The sequence below is a fragment of the Borrelia maritima genome, assembly GCF_008931845.1.
GTDB classification, from domain to species: domain Bacteria; phylum Spirochaetota; class Spirochaetia; order Borreliales; family Borreliaceae; genus Borreliella; species Borreliella maritima.
Map to the genome: position 1 here is coordinate 757,280 of NZ_CP044535.1, position 18,139 is coordinate 775,418.

Sequence of the window (18,139 nt, forward strand, 5' to 3'; positions counted from 1 at the left end):
TTGAAGAGCTTAATCAAGTTTATTACTCCTAATAAAATAACATTAGCAAGGATTGTACTTTCCTTTATCATATTAATTTTGTTTTTTTTGGAAAATATATTTTTTCCATATTTGTTTTTTGGAATTATTTGGGTTTTAATCATTTTTAATGAATTTACCGACTTTATTGATGGGTATATTGCAAGAAAATATGGTCTTGTTAGCAATGTGGGTAAGGTTTTAGATCCTTATGCGGATGTTTTACAGCATTTAACATATTTTGTTTTTTTCTTTTACAAAGGAATAACCCCGTATTATTTTTTTGTAATATTTATTTATCGTGAGATTTCTATTGGTTTTGTTAGAAATTTAATTATTCAGTTTGATATAGTTCAACAAGCAAATTTTTTGGGGAAATTAAAGTCACTTCTTTATGCTGTTTGTACCTTTGCAAGTCTTTTGTTTTATACTTTAAATCAACTCAACTTTACAGAACCAATTCAAGATTTTATTAGCTACATTTTAAATTTTAAATTTAAATTTTTATTTATTATTCAAACTACGTATGCTTGTGCTGCTTTTTTTGCAATTTTATCATTTTTGGATTATGTGTTAGTATTTTTTAATATAAAAAAATATGAAAATAAATAAGACATTAATTTTGCTATTTTTATTTACAAAACTTTCTTTTATTCAAGCTCAAGTAAATCAAATATTAACGGAAATTAGTCCTTTGAGTATTTTAAGTAAAAATGGTAAAGGAAGTGTTTATTTAAAAGTTAGCAAATCTTCTGATTATATTTTAACCTTAGATAAGAGTTCAAATTCCGATTTTGTTTTTAAAATTTATGATATTTCTAATAAAAAGTACATAACTGATAAAATTAAAAAAAAAGATTTTAAAATAAGGCTAGATAAAAATTCTCTTTATGCAATAATATATGTTGGCACTAAAAACGAAAACATAAAGTTTTCACTTACAGATTTAGATTTTTCAATTTTAAGTAGTGATTCTCTGAAAGCTAAAGCATCTAAGGTTGAAAAAGAAGATCTATTTTTTACTTTAAAAGATTTGCCTGTTTTAAATTTAACTACTAAACTTAAAAAGTATGTATTAAGGATTTATAAAAGTAATATTTATATTGCGTATCAGTTAGAGAATAGCGATGACATTAAAGTCGCAGAGTTTATTGAGAATGTTGGCTGGTTTAATCTTGATTCATCTGTTAATGGGAATATTATTAATATAGTTAATTTTGATTTTTCGATTAATTCCAAAGGAAATTTATATATTGCTTTTGTTACAAAATCAGGATCCGATTTTGCTAGTGAACTTGTAGTTAAAAAATTTAATAGTAGAAAATGGATTGATATTAGTCCTGGGTACATAGAGAATTTTGGATCTTTATTAAATATTAGTATTGATTTAAAAGATAGGTTGTATTTGACATATTTAAGGAAAATTGGAGGTGAATATAAAATTAATTTAATCTCAAATATGGGCTACGGAAGTACTTGGAATGATGTAATACATTCTTATTTAAGCAAAGGTGATTCTAATGTGAATTCATCAAACATTGGACTGATATCTGAACCTTTTTTAGGCATTTTTTATAATTATAAGTCAAATGATGAGATTAAATCTGAATTTATTGTAAATAATGAGAATTCTTGGGTAAATGCAAATATTCCTTCTGTTTATATGGCCAATTTTATTAAGGGGGTTTTTGATTCTACTTTTAATCAAATAATTATGAGTTTTGTTTCTGAAAATAGGCCTATTTTAAGCATTTCTCCTTTGAAAAGTAATAGATGGATTAATATAAGCCCTAATGTTAAAATGGGAGGCTCAAGTAGTGATATTGGGCTTTATAAAAATAATTTGTTTTTAGCTTTTGAAGATAATAATAATGTAAGATTAATTTATTTTAAAAATAAAAATTGGTATTTTTTAAATAAATTAGAGCGTTTTAAGAGTAATGTTACTAGTCCCCAGATTGGAATTTATGATAATCAAGTGCTTTTAGTTTCTACTTTAAGTTTTAATGCCAAAGAATTATTTTTTACCTTGGTTTGCCAATGAAAGTAATTCAAAGTAAGATCTAGTTTCAAGGTTTTCTTTTAATCCAAATTGATTGATTATGTTGTCAATTTCTTTTTTTGCTAAACCAATATCATTTTCATTATTAATTATTTTTTCTATTTCTAAAAAAAATCCAAGATTTTTGATTTCATTTATTTCTACATTTAAATTATTGGTTTGATAAATTAAACTTTTTTTTATCTTTTTGTATAGCTTTTTAAATTTAAGCTCTTTCATAAGGATTAAAAAATTTTTAATGCTATCTATTTTAAATTCCACCTCTTTATTAATTTCTATAGCATTATTATCGTCTAATATTTTTTTTTTAAATGTGACAATTTTTTCTAGAGTATTTAATTTTCTTATTCTTATAATTTTTTTTGGGTTTGAGTAATAGATGTCAGTTTTTATTTCTTCTTTAATAAACTTGAATTTTTTATTTGCCAACTTAATAATTCTTTTTAATTCTTTTGGGGGAATAAATGCTTTTGATTCTATTTCTAACATATATTAAAAATAATGTAATTATGATAATATTTCAATGTTAAAATATTATGCTATATAAGATAGATTTTTAATAATTTAAATAGATTTTTGTATACGATATGTTGAAATTTGAATTTGGTGACAGGTTTTTACTTTTTAGTTATTTTGTTTTAATTATGCTTATAGGATCTCTTTTGTTAGTGCTTCCTATTTCTTGGAAAGGTGAGCGCGAGTTAGCATACATTGATGCTCTTTTTACTGCTGTTTCTGCCGTAAGTATTACAGGTCTTGTAACGGTTGAAATAGAAAATTTTTCTACTTTTGGATTTATTTTGATAATGTTGTTAATCCAGCTTGGGGGGCTTGGATTTATAAGTATTACTACTTTTTATTTGCTTATACCTAAAAAGAAAATGAATTTAACAGATGCAAGAATAATAAAGCAATATTCCCTTTCAAATATAGAATATAATCCTATTAGAATTTTAAAAAGCATATTGTTTATAACCTTTTCAATTGAAATGATAGGTTTGATATTAATACTTATTTGTTTTAAACTTAGGGGAGTTAATATTTCATTCTTAGAAGCTTTATTTACAACAATTTCTGCGTTTTGTAATGCGGGTTTTTCAATGCATTCTGAGAGTATTTATGCATGGCGAGATGTTCCTGAGGCTATAGTTGTCGTTTCTATTTTGATAATTTGTGGTGGGCTTGGATTTATGGTCTATAGAGATGTAAAGAATACTATTAAGAACAAAAAAAAGCTATCACTTCATGCTAAAATAGTTTTTTTTTTAAGTTTTGTTTTAATTATAATTGGTTCAATTTTATTCTTTTTTACAGAGATGCATAAATTAAAAGATGGCTATTCAATGAGTACTTTAATATTTAATTCAATTTTTTATTCAATTAGTACCAGAACAGCTGGGTTTAATTATCTTGATAATTCTTTAATAAGTGGAAGAACTCAAATAGTTTCTCTGCCTTTCATGTTTATTGGTGGTGCACCCGGATCAACTGCTGGAGGGATTAAGATTACAACATTTTTTTTAATTGTATTAGCTGTTGTTAAAAATCAAATTGGCAATGGATATATTATTGGGTCTTACAAGGTTTCAATAGATAGTATAAGATTTGCACTTTTGTTTTTTGCAAGAGCTATTTTTATTTTAAGTTTTTCCTTTTTTATGCTACTTTTTTTTGAGGGAGGATCTGGTAATTGGAAAGTTATTGATTTGGGTTATGAGGTATTTTCTGCTTTTGGAACAGTTGGTCTTTCAGTTGGAGTAACTCAGGATTTGTCATTTTGGGGTAAAGTCATTATAATTTTTACTATGTTTGCAGGACGGATAGGGCTTTTTTCAATGGCTGTTTTTGTTTCAAGAAAGTCGCGTTTTGAAGAATTTACAAGGCCAAGGCAAGACATCTTGGTTGGTTGAAGCATATGAAAACATTTGTTATTATTGGACTTAGTAATTTGGGAATTCATCTACTTGAAGATTTAAGCAAACTTGATTGTCAAATTATTATTATAGATACATCTAAGGAGCTTATTGAGGAATATGATATCATAGCTACAGAAAGCTTTGTTGTTGAGCAGTTCACTAAAAATGCCTTGAAAAGAATAATTCCTGTAGACACAGATGCTGTTGTGATTGACTTTGATGATGATCTTGGTAAAAGTGCCCTTGTTACTCACTATTGTAATCTTTTAGGCTTGAAGGAAATATGTGTTAAGACAGAAAATAGGGATGATGCTGAAATATTAAAAACTCTTGGTGCAACAAAAATTATATTTCCAAGTAAAGATGCTGCAAGAAGATTAACTCCATTATTAGTATCTCCCAATCTTTCAACTTATAATATTATTGGGTATGATATTATTGTTGCTGAAACTGTTATTCCCAAAGAATATGTTGGAAAAACTCTTTTTGAAGCTGATCTTAGAAGAGAGTGTGGGATTACAGTTATTGCTGTTAGAAATTTAAGTAATTCTAGATATGAATTTGTTGATGGCGATTATTTTTTTTTAAAAGATGATAAAATTGTAATTTGTGGGAAACCAGATAGTATTGAAAATTTTACAAACAATAAAGATTTAATTAAAGATTTAATTTCGGGGGTTAAAGAGGATGAAAATTTAATTAAAGATTCCGAAAAGAGATCGAGATTTGTAGGGATTTTTAATTTTATTAAAATTTTTAAAAAGAATCGTAAGGATAACTAGGATTTAAGAATGACTAAAATTATTCCTGTAGCAAGTGGCAAAGGTGGTGTTGGAAAAACATCTTTTGTTGCAAATGTTGGGTATAAGCTTTCTAGCTTAGGCAAAACTGTAATACTTGTTGACCTTGATCTTGGAGGGTCTAATCTACATACATGTTTGGGCGTTAAAAATAAGGGTGTGGGCATTGGTTCTTTTATTAATAAAAGGGATAAAAATTTTTCAGATTTAGTATGTAAAACATCTTATGATAAACTTTATCTTATTCCAGGTGATTCTCTTTATACAGGGACAGCTAATCTTCCTTTTTCTATTAAGAAAAAGATTATAGAATCGATTCAAAAAGATCTTATTGCTGATTTTGTTTTTTTGGATTTAGGATCTGGAACTTCTTATAATACAATAGATTTTTATTTGGCGTCTTATAGCGGCATAATTGTTACAGTACCAGAAACCCCCTCTATACTTAATGCTTATTCTTTTTTGAAGAATGCTCTTTATCGTCTTTTATATTTGAGCTTTCCTCAAAAAAGTCCTGAGCGTGACTATATTGGTAATTTTTTTAAGGATAAAATTGAAGGGACAAAGCTTGGATTTAAAGATTTGGTTGTTGGGATTGAACTTATTTCTTTGAGTTCTTCTTTGAAAGTCAAGAAGATGATGAACAATTTTTATCCTAGAGTAGTGCTAAATAGAATAGAAACTAGTGAAGAAATTGCTATGTGTGAAAATTTGATTAATGTTGTTAAGAATAATATTAATATACCAATAGAGTTTATAGGCTTTGTGCCTTTTGCAAAAAGTTTTAGAGAGGCTATTAATAATAGGGTGCCATTTATTGATTTTGAAAAGAATTCAAAGTTGAATAAATATTTTGAATTTATAGCTGGCAATTTAATTAAATCTCCTGTTGAAGGGTCTCCTTATATTTATGATGACATATACGATATGATTAAAGATCAAAGTAAGTTTATTAGAAAGTAATTGGGCTATAATAGTATAAAGGAGTGTTTGGTGTATAGAATTAAAAATGAAAATTTAGATTTTAAAATAGATAGTTTGGGGGAATGCAAACAAAATAATCCTTTGATTGATTTTTATGCTAGTGAAGGTTCTTCATATTTTGTTAATGAAAAAAATAAAATTAAGTTTAGTGTATATAGAAATGAGGAAAAGGGAGATCGGTATGAAGATGTTCTTTTAGAAAAAGCTGGGCCTAGAGAAAAAATTTATTTTGTGCCCAGACACGTTAAAGCTGCTATTACCACTTGTGGGGGGCTTTGTCCTGGTTTTAACGATGTTATTCGCTCTATTGTGCGAACTTTATGGAAAATTTATGGAGTTCGCAATATTTATGGAGTAAAATTTGGATATCAAGGTCTTCTTCCTGAATCAAATTCACCTTTTATTAATCTTAATCCAGATGTTGTTGATGATATTAATAAATTTGGAGGCACTATTCTTGGTTCTTCAAGAGGCGGTATTAAGCCTGTGGAAATAGTTGACACTTTAGAGAGAATGAACATTAACATGATTTTTAACATTGGTGGAGATGGCACTCAAAAGGGATCTCTTCTTATTGCTGAGGAAATAGAAAAAAGAAATTTAAAAATAGCAGTTGTAGGTATCCCTAAAACTGTAGACAATGATTTTATGTTTGTTCAAAAATCTTTTGGATTTGAGACTGCTGTAGAACAAGCAGTTGCAGCTGTTGCTGGTGCTCATTTTGAAGCCAATAGTGCTTACAATGGTATTGGACTTGTTAAAGTCATGGGGCGAGATTCTGGCTTTATTGCTGCTCACACTGCGCTTTCTTCTAATGATGTTAATTTTTGTTTAATTCCGGAGCTTGATTTTGATATAGAAGGTCCTAATGGATTTCTTGTTCATCTTGAAAGGCGACTCTTAGAGAAAGAAAGCTTAGAAGAAATTCCTCATGCAGTAATATTGATAGCAGAAGGAGCAGGCCAAAAGTATTTTGATCATTTCCCTAAAAAAAAAGACGATTCTGGGAATTTGCTTTATGAGGATATTGGGCTTTATATTAAAGATAAAATTACTGAATATTTTAAAGCAAAAAATATACAATTTACTCTTAAATACATTGATCCCAGCTATATTATTAGAAGTTCGCCTGCTAATGCTAGCGATTCGCTTTATTGTGCTAGGCTTGGTTCGAACGCTGTTCACGCTGCAATGTCTGGCAAAACAAAAATGCTGATTAGTTTGTGGAGTACAAAATTTGTACATATACCGATTAAAATGGCGGTAATTGATAGAAATAAGGTTAATCCAAATGGTTCTTTTTGGAGAGATGTTCTCTCAAGCACAGGACAACCAATTAGTATGAAGAATTAAATTTAATTTATTTACTTTTCTTTTATTTTGCAGCATTTCCAGCAATATTTAATATGTCCCAGGTTCTTGAAAATGGCGGAGAGTATGAGAAGTCCATCATTCCCAATTCTCTTGTTGTAAGTTTTGAATAGATTGCAATTGATAAAGCATGGATTCTTATTACGGCTCCATTTTTTCCTATTGCTTGTGCTCCAAGGATTATTTTTGTATTTTCCTCATAAATTAATTTAATATAAATGTCTTCTGGGTCTGGATAATAATTTGTATGATTTTTATCTTTTATAAGAATTGTTTTATATTTCAATTTAAGCTTTTTTGCATCTTTTTCTGTAAGTCCTGTTCTTGCAGCTTCTAAAGACAGAATCTTAATTGAAGCTGAGCCCAATGTACCTTTAAATGGAACATGATTGCCAGCTAGATTTTCACCCACTATTCTTCCAAGCTTATTGGCTGTTGTTGCCAGTGGTATGTATTCGTTTTGTTTGCTTACTATATTATAAATGGTTGCACAATCTCCTGCAGAAAAAATATTTTTTATGCTAGTTTCTCCATATTCATTTACAATTATTGCTCCATTTGCGGTAGTTTTAAGCTGATTTTCCAAAAATTCAGTGGCAGGTTTTATTCCAGTGGCAAGTATAACAACGTCAGCTTGATAAGTATTTTTGTTTGTTACTACTCCTTCTACCTTTTTTTCTCCTATTAAACTTTTTACAAATTCACTTGTATGAAGATTAACTCCTTTTTCTATTAGTTCTTCTTCCATTATTTTAGCTATTTCTTCGTCAAAGGAATCTATGAGGACGTGTTTGTCTAGTTGAATTAATCTTACATTTTTTCTTTTATTTTTTGCTGCTTCTATCATTTCAATTCCAATATATCCAGCACCAATTATTACTATATTTTTAATCTCTTCTTTATTCATTAAAGTTTTTATTTTTTGACCGTCTTCTAAATTTCTCAGTGTATAAAAATTTTTTAGATTGATATTGTCAATTGGCGGAATAATAGGTTTTGCACCAGTTGCTATCATGAGTTTGTCGTAAGCATTGCTTAAAATTTTTCCTGCTTTTTGATTTTTTACTGTAATTGTATTGCTTTTTGTATCTACTTTGATAACTTCGTGGTTAGTTTTAACAGAGATCCCAGTTTTTTCGAATTCTTTTTTTGTTCTTGAGATCATTGTATTTGGATTGTCAAAAAATCCTCCTATAAAGTAAGGCAAGCCACAAGTTCCAAAAGATACAATATTTGTTTTTTCATAAATAGTAATGTCTAAATTTTTGTTTAAGCGTTTTGCTTTAGCTGCTGCACTAGTCCCTGCTGATGTGCCTCCAATAATTATTATTTTCATCATTGTTTTTCCATTTATTTTGTTACAAATTCTTTTTTGTTGTATATATTCTGGTTAAATTGTTTAAGTTTTTTCGCAGATATAACACCAGCAAGCATTGAGCCGCCTACATTAACAGCTGTTCTTCCCATGTCAATTAAAGGTTCAACAGATATTACAAGTCCGACCAACCCTACTGGAAAGTTCATTGCCGAGAGTACCATTAATGAAGCTGTTGTTGCGCCTCCACCAGCTCCAGCAGCTCCAAATGAAGTTATTATTATTAATCCAAGAAGTGTGAGTATAAATGAAGCATCTGTAGGATTTATTCCTTGGGTTGGTGCTATCATCATTGCGAGCATAGCAGGGTGAAGTGCTGCACAACCATTTTGCCCAATTGATGTTCCAAATGAGCTTGATAAATTTGCTATTCCTTCGCTTACTCCTAGGTTTTTGGTTTGAATTTCTATATTAATAGGTATTGTTGCAGCACTAGACCTAGATATGAATGCAAATGATAGTGCTGGAGATATTTTTTTTATAAAAGTAATTGGGTTTAATTTGTTTATTGCAATTAATGTCATGTGCATAAGAAATGTAAGGCCTATAGCAATATAGGAAGCAATTACAAATTCTCCAAGCTTTATTATGCTTTTGAATTCACTTGTTGCCGCAATTTTTGTCATTAAAGCTAATATAGCATAAGGGGTTAGCTTTAAAATAGAAGTTACTACTCCCAATATTGTATCTTGAAGCGTTAATATTATTTTTTTAAAAAATTTCATTGATTCCGGCTTTTTTATAGATGTTTTAAGGGCAGCTATTCCTATGATAGCTGATAATATTACAACTCCAATTGTTGAATTTTTTCTAAGTCCTGCCAAGTCTTCAAATATATTTTGTGGAATAAGTTCTGTGATTTTTTTTGTAATTGGCGTTTGATTTAATATTTCAAGGCCTTTTTGCAATTTTTCACCTTGTGAAATTTCGCTGGCTCCTGCTTGCAGTCCTTCAGCTGTTAATCCTAATATTAATGCAGTGAAAATGCCTATTATTGCAGCAATGCCTGCTGTAAATATTAGCGTTACTATTACAAGTAGACTCATTTTCCCAACATCTTTACTGTTAGTTAATTTTATTATTGCAGAGATTATTGATGTTATTATTAAGGGGGTTATAACCATTTTAAGAAGTCTTACGTATCCATCGCCTAAAATATTTATCCAATTGACAGTTTCGTTTGTTATAGATGAATTTGTGCCATAAAAATATTGGATAGTCATTCCAAATGCTATTCCTATTATTAATGATATAAATACTCTTTTTGTAAAAGAAACATTTTTTTTCTTGCAAAGATAAATTATGCTTATTAAAATAAGCATAATTACAATATTAATTAATGTATACAATATACTTACCTTATCCATTCTTACCTCTTGTATAAGCTTAGTGCATTCTTTTTTAAACTTAAGGGTATATATTAAAAATTAATTAATCTTGCTTTAATAATTTTTTAGAGTAAGATTCTATTACTTCATCTTCAAAAGTATCGTTTTTTAAAATTTGATTTGCAAGAATTTTTCCTAGCTGAACTCCTTCTTGGTCGAATGAGTTTATATTTAATAAAAATCCCTCAAACATTACTTTATTCTCATAATGGGAGAGTATTGCTCCTATTGCATAAGGTGTTAATTCTTTTGAATATATTAGTGCAGAAGGCCTCTCGCCTTTAAAATTTTTATTTTTATTACTATTTTCTTTACCTTTTGAAAATGCTATTATTTGCGCTATTAAATTTGATTTTAATTTGTCATTACTTGAGCTATTATCAGTTATTACATCTTCTTTAAGTTGTGTTTCATTAAAACCTATGAAATCCATTGGAACTATATCTGTTCCTTGATGAAGCATTTGAAAGAATGAGTGCTGAACATCAGTTCCAATGCCTCCCCAAATTATTCTTACGGTTTTGTAGTTTATTGTTTCGTTAAATCTGTTTACACTTTTCCCATTACTTTCCATTTCAAGTTGTTGTAAGTGAAGATAAAAATTTTCCATTGCTTTAGAATAAGCAATAATGCAATTGCTAGTGTAATTGAGAACATTTCTTTCATATATACTAATCAGTGCTGCCAAAAGAGGTGCATTGTTTTTTACGTTTTTATTTAATGATTTTCTATCAGCCTTATTAGCTCCTTTTATAATTTCTTTTACAATTTTTTCTGTGAAACAAAGAGTAAGTAGCGCAAGTCCAACTGCTGATGTTGGAGAAAATCTCCCACCTATTGAATCGTGCATAAAGAAATATTCAAGATATCCTTTTTCTTCTAGCGCTAACATACTATCTTTTAATGTTATAATAACCATTTGTTTTTTATATTCTTTTATGCCATTTAATTTTAATTTGTTTATTAAGAATTGCATATTAGCTTTAGTTTCTAATGTATTTCCACTTTTTGAGACAATGATAAAAAGTGTTTCATCAATATTAATACTATTTAACAATTCTTCTGATTCATCTGGATCAATATTTGAAATAAAATAACCATTCATTAAGGTCAGATTGTGTTTTTTTGCATAGTTTTTTATTGAGCTGTAAAGAGCTTTTGGCCCTAGACTGGATCCACCAATTCCTATTTGAACTACATTTTTAAACTTTTTACCATTTGCACTTTTAATATTCCCAGAATGGATTTGCTTTGAAAAATTATATATTTTTTCAAGTTCTGATTGGAAAAACTCTCTCATATTTTCTTTATTGTCTTCTATTACGTCTTTGCCAATTTGTCCTCTTGTAAGGTGATGCAGTACCTTTCTATTTTCACTAATATTAATCTTTTCCCCATTAAGTACTTCTTTATATTTTTCTATTAAATTTGCTTCATCGCTTAAATTTTGAAAAATTTTAAGGTGGTTTTCATTAATTTGCTTTGAAGCATAATTATAATGTACGCTCTCTCCTTCTATTGTAATGTCGTATTCTTTTATTCTTTCCCCGGTTAATGCAGTCTTGAGCATTTCTGGAGCAATTCCTTCAAGGATTTTAAAATTTTCAAGTTCATTAAGATTTTTGTAATTCATCATAAACACACCTCTTACTATGATTTAAATTTTTCTATTTTTTCTTTTACACATGTTTTTAATTTTTAAGATAATAAATTTAAGGAATCTTATTATTAGATTGCTTTCAGAATAAATTTTTAAGTAAGCTTCCCCTTCGTTTGCTTCACTTCTTGTAAATGATTTTCTAACATTATTCTCATCAAGCTCAATTTCAAGTAAAGTTTTTTTGTTTTCAATTGATATTACCTTTACTTCAACCTCTTTGTAGCCAAGTTCTTTTAAGGCTTGGTACCTTCTAAATCCCGCTATCAAATTTTGATTTTTATCTATTATTATTGGATAAATTAACCCGTGTTTTGTAATGCTGTTTTTAAGATTTTCAATGTCTCCTATATTTTTTCTAATTCTTTTTTTTATTTTTATTTGATCGATATCTATTAACATATTGTTTTAATCCAATTGGATATCTTCTCCATTGACGTCTTTATTGTTCATTTTTTCATTTTCATTGTTATTTAAATTTAATTCTTTTGTGTTTTGTGATTCTGTGTTTGGTTCATTAACAAGGACTTCGTCTTCAATGTCTTTGGTATTTTTTAAAAGCATTTTTTCGTTGTTATTGGTGATGTTATCATTAGTATTATTCATTGTGTCTTCTTGTAAGCTTTGATTTTCTATTTCATTTAAAGGTTCTTGAGTGTTCATCTTTATTTCATCTTCACTTTTATTTTCTTCATTATTGTTAATGTTTCCAAGATCACTGTTATTGTTGATATTGTTGTTTAGACTTTCAAGATTATTATCAAGATATTCAAATTCAGGAGTGTCAAAATTTATTTCATCGTTATTATTGATTTCATCAATTCCATATATGTTAAATTCTATTGTATTTTTAAATTCTAGCTTATTTTCATAATATTTTGATTTTTCAATTGGCTGAGTGCCGGAAATAAATAGTTCATTTATTATTTTTTCCTCAGCAACTCCTTCTGGTAATAGCCCTGTTTCTGTTTGTACAGGGATGCTAATTATTCCTTCAGGTTTTACAAAAACTTTTTTAGGCAAGTTTTTGTGATATTCTGCCATGAATTCTCCCCAACTGGGGCCTGCCAATCCTGTTCCTGTCCCTGATGTTCCTAGTGAATATCCTTTTTTATCAAATCCAACCCAAAATGCTGTTGTTATATAAGGAGAGTATCCTATTGCCCATCCGTCTGCCCAATTTTGAGTTGTGCCAGATTTTCCAGCAATGTCAGATTTAAAATTTTTGAGATTTGTATATCTTTGATTTGCTAAGGTTCCATATTGAATTGTTGATTTCATCATATCTGTAATGATATAAGCGGCTTGAGGAGAAACTATTTGGGTTTGGTGTGATTTGCTTTTAATTTTGGCCAATATGCTTGCTTCTTCATTTGCTATTATTCTTCCAGTTCTGTCTTCAATGTATCTTATTGCATAAGGTTCGATTTGGTTACCACTATTCCCTAAAATTGCAAAGGCTCTTGCCATTTGGATTGGAGAAACCGATATTACACCGAGTGCTAATGGATAAACTTTTGGAAACGTTTTTTCTATTTCTTTTGGATCTGTTATTCCCAGTAGTTTTGAAGAGTAGTCAATCGCAGAGTCAAAGCCTAGCTTGTCTAATATTCTTAATGCTGGAATATTTAAAGACAAAGCCAATGCTTGGCGTGTTAAAACGTTGCCTCTCCATTTACCACCATAATTCCCTGGGGCATAAACTTCTCCTCTTTTATTTAAAAATGCTACCGGAGAGTCTGAAAACATTGTGGCAGCTGTTATTTTTTTTAGATCAATTGCGGCTGCAAAGTATAACGTTTTAAATGCGCTTCCAGGTTGAACTTTTGCTTGTGTAGCGCGATTAAATTCATTGTCTTTAGCATGTCCGCTTCCTCCAACCATGGCTCTTATTGCTCCGCTTGTTGTGTCTATTGCTACCATTGCTCCTTCAGGCTGTGCAATGAGTTTTGGTGTTAATTTATTTTTGATAATGTATTCTTTTGTTGCTTTATCTATCTTATCAATCCCAAGTATAGCTCCAAAGCTTGCAATTAGATCAATATTGTCTTCGTAAAATTTTCTTTGTCTAAGTTTTTTATATTGCCTTCCATTTATTCTTAAATTTTTAATTCCTAATAAATCTGAGATTGCATCTACTACAGGCACAATTTCTGAATTAATAGTTATTGTTTCAGATGATCTGTTTAAATTGTGCATTGTTCTTGCTTTGTTAATCATATCGTTTGTAACTTTATCTGCATATTTTTGTGCTTCAAGGTCAAGAGTTGAATATATTGAGTATCCATCTTTATATATGTTTGCGCCGTCTGGTAAATGTTTTAGTATTTTTTGCCTTATGTATTCAGAAAAATAGGGAGCCTGATCTTTTTTATTTGAAATTGCAGATGTATCAGCCATTCTAGTCCAATCATAATTTTGCCAATATTCATTAAATTCTTTTTCAGCAATTTCGGCCTTAACTATTCCCTTTGATACAACTTGGTTTAAAACCGCGCGTTGTATTTTTTTTGAAAATTCTGGATTGTAAAGTGGTGAATAAAGCTTTGCATTTGGAAGTTGGATTATCATCATTACGGATTCTGCTGTGTTGATTTTATTTACACTTTTGCCGAAAAAGAATTTTGATGCTGCAACTATCCCATAGTTTCCATTTCCAAAATAAACTTTATTAAGGTACTTTTCTAGTATTTCGTATTTGGAGAGTTTTTTTTCAAGTTGAATTGCCCACCATATTTCATTAAGTTTCCTCAAAATAGATCTTCTTGCTTGATTTGTGTAGAGAAGCTTTGCAAGTTGTTGGGTTAATGTACTGCCCCCTGAAAAATATCTACCAAGAACAATATTAAATGCAGCCCTAAGTATTCCTATTAGGGAAAACCCTCGATGAGAAAAAAACCCAATATCTTCTCTTATTAAAAGTGTATTAATTAGATTATCAGGCATTTTTCTCAAGGGCATTAATTCTCTATTCTCATCAGATATAAATTGAGTTATTAGTTTTCCATTAATGTCTAAAAGTCTTGAAGGAATTGCTGGGTTTACATACCCAAAATTTTTATCTTTTTGTATGTTTATAGTCTTAGATATTGCTAATGATAGCGCGATAATAGAAAAGCTAACTGAGAAATATGTTAAATAAATAAGTAGCTTATGTATATTTATTGTGTTCAATTTAAGGTTATTTAATTTCATATTTTTTACTAAAGTATACTATAAGTGTATAAGAATTAATAATGTATAAGCTGATTGTTATAGTATAAAATTATTGCTATAATTTTACACTATATAAGCAGCACTTTTAAAGTTTTGCTAATTAAGAAGATACTGTTAAGGTTGGGTGATGGTATATCTTAGATTTTAAGAGTAGATTTATCGATTATTAATTAAGCTTGTTTGCAGCTTAGTTGTTTTAAATTTTTTTTACTTGTGCAAAGCTGTTTAAAACAGTTTTAAGCGTTTTTTAGAATTTTTATTTTTTATGTCTAAAAAAGGAGAAAGGAGAGGTTTATGCTTTTATCTAGAAAAATAAGAGATTATGGGGCTAAGTATAGGGGCAAAGAAATTAAAATGAGCACAGAGATAAATAGTTTTTTAAATCTTAGAAATACTATTGAGATGAAAATAGGCACATATTCTGTGCTTGGGGTAATTTATTCTATCTCCATGGATTCTCTTAAGCTTATTTTTCAAGAAGATACAGTATTGCCCACTTTGGCTAAAAATAAAAATTTAGGCTCTATTCAGTTTAAGAAAAATTCAGACTTTAAACATAGTGCGGGAGTTTTCCCCTTTTTGTCTGTTAAGTTGTTAAGTGCTTCTGCTTATTCTTCTCAAAATAAAGAATACAATTTGTTAACATTGGAATTTTTATCTCCCATGCCAGAAGAGATCGCTATTAAAGTTGGGAAGCTTCTTGATTTAAAGCTTGGACAAAATCAGAGAATTCATGAGAGGATTATTGTTGATAAAGATTCTATTAGAAAGCTAAAAATTGATTCCGATAAAGCTTTTATCAAGTTTAATGGCTCAAAACATAAATGCTTAATAAAAGATTTATCTTATGGGGGAGCTTTAGTGATTTCTTCTTTTGATTATGGGGATGTCAAGGAAGATGCAATTGATTTGATTTTTAGTTTTGAATTTATGGATGAAGAAATTTTTATTGAGGGTAAATCAAAAAGCTTAAGCATTATTCAGACGCCAAGTGGAAAGGTTTTTGCACTTGGGATTGCTTTTGATGAGGATAAAATACCGCTTGAATATACTATGCTAATCCATGATTATTTCAATTAATTAAAAGATTAAAATTCTTTTTATATGAAAATCGATTTCTAATCTTTAGTTTAAGTTTCTCTTGATTGTATTTGTTGCTTTATTGTGAATTTAGACGTTTAATTTTGAATTTAGCATTGCTTTACTAATGAGTATTTATGTTTAAATTTTAAAGTAATATAATTAGGGTTATTTACGTTTTTACTTAATGAATCTATTTGAACTAGCTTTTCTGATTCTATTATTTATTGAGTATCCAAGCTCTTCATCTTTGACGAATTCGCTAAGGATTTGTTTGTAGCTATTTTCAGAATTGATTAGTTCTTTGTAAAGATTTTGTGCATATTCTTCAAGGGTATTAAATACTGTAATATTTTTTTTATCCCACAAAAAATTAAATAAATAGGATTTTAGAGTAGGTTTTGTGATAAGTATTTTTGTATCTTTGTTTAAATATCTTCTTATGTTGTCTTGATTTTTAAACAAATAAACAGGAATTTTTGGCTTGTAATGTTCTATTATGTTCCCAGGTGATTTTTCCAACTCTGTTTTTGTTTCTGCATAATTGACCGTATATTTTCCTTTAAGCTCTTTTTCTATCATGTTTTTTGTTATTGTGCCCGGTCTTAATATTAGCACATTTCCTTTTGCGTCAAATCCAATCACAGTTGATTCGATTCCAATATTAAAGTCTTTGTTTTCTTCTGTTTTTATTATTCCCCTTACAAGCCCATTTAATTCTTTGAAGGCCATTTCGAAGTTTGTTGAACTTGGTCTTTTTGATATATTTGCAGATGGTGCTACTATTGGGACTTTGGATTTTTTGATTAAGTTTAAAGCTGTTTTATTTGCAGGAATTCTTATTGCTACTGTATCTAGGTTTCCACTTACAAATCTGGATATTTTTATTGATTTTTTAAGAACATAGGTTAAGGGACCCGGACTAAACTTTTTGATTAGCATGAGAGCACTTTTGGGGATGTATTCTGATAATTCTTTTATTTTTTTTACTGTATCAACGTGCACTATCAAGGGATTTGTAATGGGTCTTTTTTTTACTAGAAAAATCATTTTTACAGCATCTTCATCATAAGCATTTGCACCAATCCCGTAAACTGTTTCTGTTGGGAATACAACAAGTTCTCCCATTTTTATAAGTTTTGCTGCTTTTTGTGTTTGGTTACTTCGAATTATTTCTGTTGATATCATCTTTTAGACTTTTTTCTTTTTATAATTAAATCAAAAAAAATGTAAATAAGCAATTTGTAAGCTTAATTGTTTGTTGAAATATGTTTTTATATTATAATAGACATTATGAGAAATTTAATTGATACCATCTTAAGAGATAATAGAAACTTTCTTTGTCTCTTTGTATTTTTTTATGTTGCTTCTCATTTAAATTCCGCTACAGTAGGTCTTGCTTCGTGGTATGGTGAAGCTTTTCATGGTAAAACTACTGCTAATGGTGAAAAATTTGATATGATGGCTCTTACTGCTGCTCACAAAGAATTGCCCTTTAATACTACTGTAAGGGTTACAAATCTTTTAAACAATAGATCAGTTGTTGTAAGAATTAATGATAGGGGTCCTTTTAGGAAGGATAGAATAATCGATTTGTCAAAACATGCCGCCGAGAAGCTTGATTTTTTGGGGATAGGAGTTGCTCCTGTAAAAATCGAAGTCATTGAAAGTGCGAATGGAAAGAGACCTTCTTTATCGAAATCTAGTGATTTTAAAAAAGCATTTAATACTCCTGAAATTGAAGAAAAAGATAAACTCAATCAATCAGAAGAGAGTGTTTCTGTTGTTAAAAATAAATCTTCAAATTTATTAACAGATTCATCAATTTTTTCTGACAAAGAAACAGATTTTTACATACAAGTCGGATCTTATAGGAAAAAAGATTATGCTGATAGGGCTTATAAAATATTAAAAAAAGCAGGTCTTTTTGTTGTAGTCAATTCTCACGGGCCGTTTTATACTGTTTTTGTTCCTACTGATGCTGATAGTGTTCAAAGAAATATAGAGCTTATTAAATCTGCTGGATATAAAGACACTTTAGTAAGAAAAACCAAGGTTCCGGGCGAAAGTCTTGTTATGGATTAATTTTTTTTAATTATTTTTCCATTAAAATTATTTATTAAACTTTTAAAAATCTTATGATTATTTCATTTATTGCCAATTTTTTTGTGGTGTTTTTTTATTTTAAAAGCTACAATCTTATTTTTAAAAATCTAAATCTACTAATATTGATCGGATGTTTTACTTTGCTTAAATTCCCATTTTATTATTA

At 28.9% G+C, this 18,139-nt stretch carries 15 protein-coding genes; 8 read left to right on the forward strand and 7 right to left on the reverse strand.

The genetic code is table 11. The annotated features are described in order from the left end of the window. Together pgsA and DB723_RS03640 are read left to right on the forward strand one after the other, a co-directional pair. Positions 1 to 630, forward strand: coding sequence for a CDP-diacylglycerol--glycerol-3-phosphate 3-phosphatidyltransferase (gene pgsA, locus DB723_RS03635; protein WP_151552650.1), 630 nt, complete (start codon positions 1 to 3; stop codon positions 628 to 630). Beyond that, the gene (locus DB723_RS03640) at positions 617 to 2,062 is read left to right on the forward strand and encodes a hypothetical protein (protein ID WP_228459390.1); all 1,446 of its coding nucleotides are present in this window, start codon (positions 617 to 619) and stop codon (positions 2,060 to 2,062) included. The genes pgsA and DB723_RS03640 overlap by 14 nt, the downstream gene beginning before the upstream one ends. On the opposite strand, the gene cyaB is transcribed toward DB723_RS03640, so the two are convergent. After that, positions 2,036 to 2,569 carry a class IV adenylate cyclase gene (cyaB, locus tag DB723_RS03645; RefSeq protein WP_151552652.1) on the reverse strand — a complete coding sequence of 178 codons (534 nt, stop codon included), beginning with the start codon at positions 2,567 to 2,569 and terminating at the stop codon, positions 2,036 to 2,038. The two genes, DB723_RS03640 and cyaB, sit on opposite strands and share 27 nt — an antisense overlap. 98 nt (positions 2,570 to 2,667) lie before the next feature. On the opposite strand from cyaB, the gene DB723_RS03650 reads away from it, so the two are divergent. From DB723_RS03650 to DB723_RS03665, 4 genes are read left to right on the forward strand one after another with little or no spacing between them, the layout of a single operon-like run. After that, on the forward strand, positions 2,668 to 3,990 hold the full coding sequence (locus DB723_RS03650; RefSeq protein WP_151552654.1) for a TrkH family potassium uptake protein: 1,323 nt from the start codon (positions 2,668 to 2,670) through the stop codon (positions 3,988 to 3,990). 5 nt (positions 3,991 to 3,995) lie between these two features. After that, positions 3,996 to 4,778: a potassium channel family protein gene (locus tag DB723_RS03655; protein WP_151552656.1), complete on the forward strand. Its 783-nt coding sequence runs from the start codon at positions 3,996 to 3,998 to the stop codon at positions 4,776 to 4,778. A gap of 9 nt (positions 4,779 to 4,787) precedes the next feature. Further along, the gene (locus DB723_RS03660; RefSeq protein ID WP_151552658.1) at positions 4,788 to 5,759 is read left to right on the forward strand and encodes a MinD/ParA family protein; all 972 of its coding nucleotides are present in this window, start codon (positions 4,788 to 4,790) and stop codon (positions 5,757 to 5,759) included. Positions 5,760 to 5,789: 30 nt separating this feature from the next. Continuing rightward, positions 5,790 to 7,133, forward strand: coding sequence for an ATP-dependent 6-phosphofructokinase (locus DB723_RS03665; RefSeq protein ID WP_151552660.1), 1,344 nt, complete (start codon positions 5,790 to 5,792; stop codon positions 7,131 to 7,133). Between the two features lie 22 nt (positions 7,134 to 7,155). Here the strand turns inward: DB723_RS03665 and DB723_RS03670 are convergent, their stop codons facing one another. The 5 genes from DB723_RS03670 to DB723_RS03690 all read right to left on the reverse strand — a co-directional run bounded on the left by DB723_RS03670 (position 7,156) and on the right by DB723_RS03690 (position 14,766). After that, on the reverse strand, positions 7,156 to 8,487 hold the full coding sequence (locus tag DB723_RS03670) for a CoA-disulfide reductase (protein WP_151552662.1): 1,332 nt from the start codon (positions 8,485 to 8,487) through the stop codon (positions 7,156 to 7,158). 14 nt (positions 8,488 to 8,501) lie between these two features. Continuing rightward, positions 8,502 to 9,893 carry an L-cystine transporter gene (locus DB723_RS03675; protein ID WP_151552664.1) on the reverse strand — a complete coding sequence of 464 codons (1,392 nt, stop codon included), beginning with the start codon at positions 9,891 to 9,893 and terminating at the stop codon, positions 8,502 to 8,504. Positions 9,894 to 9,957: 64 nt separating this feature from the next. Continuing rightward, a complete protein-coding gene (locus tag DB723_RS03680) occupies positions 9,958 to 11,550 on the reverse strand; it encodes a glucose-6-phosphate isomerase (RefSeq protein WP_151552666.1) in 1,593 nt (530 codons plus the stop codon). Positions 11,551 to 11,571: 21 nt separating this feature from the next. Then, positions 11,572 to 11,973 carry a ParB N-terminal domain-containing protein gene (locus DB723_RS03685; protein ID WP_151552668.1) on the reverse strand — a complete coding sequence of 134 codons (402 nt, stop codon included), beginning with the start codon at positions 11,971 to 11,973 and terminating at the stop codon, positions 11,572 to 11,574. 6 nt (positions 11,974 to 11,979) lie between these two features. Further along, positions 11,980 to 14,766 carry a penicillin-binding protein 1A gene (locus DB723_RS03690; protein WP_151552670.1) on the reverse strand — a complete coding sequence of 929 codons (2,787 nt, stop codon included), beginning with the start codon at positions 14,764 to 14,766 and terminating at the stop codon, positions 11,980 to 11,982. A 315-nt stretch (positions 14,767 to 15,081) separates the two neighbouring features. Here DB723_RS03690 and plzA point away from each other — a divergent pair, with 315 nt between their 5' ends. Further along, positions 15,082 to 15,867: a c-di-GMP-binding receptor PlzA gene (gene plzA / locus DB723_RS03695; RefSeq protein ID WP_151552672.1), complete on the forward strand. Its 786-nt coding sequence runs from the start codon at positions 15,082 to 15,084 to the stop codon at positions 15,865 to 15,867. 180 nt (positions 15,868 to 16,047) lie between these two features. On the opposite strand, the gene DB723_RS03700 is transcribed toward plzA, so the two are convergent. Beyond that, positions 16,048 to 17,055 carry an L-threonylcarbamoyladenylate synthase gene (locus tag DB723_RS03700; protein WP_151552674.1) on the reverse strand — a complete coding sequence of 336 codons (1,008 nt, stop codon included), beginning with the start codon at positions 17,053 to 17,055 and terminating at the stop codon, positions 16,048 to 16,050. Between the two features lie 105 nt (positions 17,056 to 17,160). Between DB723_RS03700 and DB723_RS03705 the strand changes: the two genes are divergently transcribed. After that, the gene (locus tag DB723_RS03705; RefSeq protein WP_151552676.1) at positions 17,161 to 17,952 is read left to right on the forward strand and encodes a septal ring lytic transglycosylase RlpA family protein; all 792 of its coding nucleotides are present in this window, start codon (positions 17,161 to 17,163) and stop codon (positions 17,950 to 17,952) included. The last annotated feature ends 187 nt before the right edge of the window (positions 17,953 to 18,139 follow it).